At 30.7% G+C, this 1132-nt stretch carries 2 protein-coding genes; one reads left to right on the top strand and one right to left on the bottom strand.

The window, feature by feature from the left end:
• Window positions 1–72: 72 nt before the first annotated feature.
• Entirely contained in the window at window positions 73–783 is a 711-nt protein-coding gene (locus tag AOG55_RS04515) for a DUF72 domain-containing protein (RefSeq protein ID WP_048101265.1), read from the top strand.
• Window positions 784–808: 25 nt separating this feature from the next.
• On the opposite strand, the gene AOG55_RS04520 is transcribed toward AOG55_RS04515, so the two are convergent.
• Window positions 809–1132 (bottom strand): SCP2 sterol-binding domain-containing protein (locus tag AOG55_RS04520; RefSeq protein ID WP_055040957.1); only part of this gene is annotated, 324 nt, incomplete at its 5' end.

The raw sequence follows: 1132 nt of genomic DNA on the forward strand, positions 1-1132 counted from the left end.
GTGTGCTCTTCCGATCTTACATTATTTTAAAATATGCTTCAAAACTTTTATATTAATTGATATTAACAAATTATGATAGAATTTCATGTGGGCTGCTCGGGATGGTTTTACCTTCACTGGAATAGCCTTTTTTATCCATCAAATCTGAACAAAAGGAGATGGTTCGAATACTATTCAGAAAGGTTTAACACTGTTGAAATTAATTCAACGTTTTATTCCATGCCAGATGCCAAGCGTGTAATTAAATGGTATAAAATGTCTCCAAAAAATTTTTTATTTAGTGTTAAGGCAAATAGATATATAACCCACATTCAAAAATTGAATGACTGTACTGATACCCTTAATACATTTTTAGGGGCAATAAAGAATCTGAAGGAGAAACTGGCATTTATATTATACCAAATGCCGCCATCATTTAAATATACAGATGAAAATCTAGAAAGAATTTTAAACAATATTCCTGCTGGAGGAATTGTTGAGTTCCGACACCGTGGATGGTTTGATATGAATATAATAAAAAATATAATTGCCAATGGCATACATGTCGCCTCGGTAAGTTCTAAAGATTTACCACTGATATTCCCTGATGATAATATAATATATTTTAGGCTTCATGGTGATGAAAACGGTTATGCAACAGATTATTCAAGTAATAAATTAAAAGCCTTCTATAATGAAATCATAAACATAAAGCCTGAAAAAGCATTTATTTATTTTAATAATGATTACAACGCAATGGCACCAAAAAATGCACTTGAAATGCTAAATATCATAAATGGATAAATATCAAATTATTTTTTGGTGTTAATTATAAGAATTCAGTTTTAATTTTGCTTGCAGTTGAAACCATTTCCTCTGCAGCCTTTGTATAATTCATAATCTTCATCATTGGTCCCCTCAGATGGAACTCACCAGTAATTAATCCCTGTATGGGATCAATCTGTGATTTTATTAATTTTATCCAGTTTGAATAGGTTCCATAATATAAAAATGTTGATTCGGGGAGCTTGTTAAGATTTTCAGAACATTTATACTCAATGCATTTTCCTCCGGAAAGTTTTAAATAAAGATACCAGTTTTCTGGATGTTTGTCATCTGCATTTATTCCAAAGGTAATTGTATCGTTCCAGTA

It is taken from the genome of Acidiplasma cupricumulans, from assembly GCF_001402935.1.
GTDB lineage: Archaea > Thermoplasmatota > Thermoplasmata > Thermoplasmatales > Thermoplasmataceae > Acidiplasma > Acidiplasma aeolicum.